This is a genomic window from Cellulomonas carbonis (genome assembly GCF_014636275.1).
GTDB lineage: Bacteria > Actinomycetota > Actinomycetes > Actinomycetales > Cellulomonadaceae > Actinotalea > Actinotalea carbonis.
In genome coordinates this window covers 1-540 of the sequence record NZ_BMEB01000054.1, presented here as the reverse complement: position 1 = coordinate 540, position 540 = coordinate 1, and the positions used below count along the sequence as shown (strand labels likewise).

1 protein-coding gene is annotated in these 540 nt (G+C 63.0%); it reads left to right on the top strand.

Annotated features, from left to right (window positions below):
• Positions 1 to 75: 75 nt before the first annotated feature.
• Positions 76 to 540, top strand: a 465-nt coding sequence (locus IEV86_RS17665; protein ID WP_188484854.1) for an ANTAR domain-containing protein, incomplete at its 3' end; no start/stop codon positions are given.

Genomic DNA, 540 nt, shown 5'->3' with positions numbered 1-540 from the left:
ACCATTGTCTGCGGCAGCGACGACGCAGCGAGACGATTCGAAGACATCCACACCTACCTCGGAGCGGGACCGCGTGTGGAGGCGAAGAAGACCGGTGCGATCATCTGCGTCGAGGACGCCGAGGAAGAGAAGCGCTGGCGAGACTTCATGGAGATCGCTGTGCTTCACGATCTGCGAAGCTTGGTGGCGGTCCCGCTCGGCATCGACGACACTGCGCAAGCGGTCATAACCTTCTACGCCATGCAACCCCACAGCTTCGGGGAGCCGACGCTGTCGGCCGTGCAGAGATTCGTGGAACCGGTGAAGAGGTCGTTGCGAGTGGCGGTCCGAACCGCCCGCTTCGCCGAGGCAGCCGAACACCGACAGCGGGCGATGGAATCGCGCACCGTCATCGACGTGGCCATCGGAATCACGATGGCCCAGGCGGCCTGCAGCCAGGATGAAGCTGTCACCATTCTCAAGAGGGCCTCATCGCATCGCAATATCAAACTGCGCACGCTCGCCGGAGAACTCGTCAACTCACTCGGTCAGCCCGAGCCG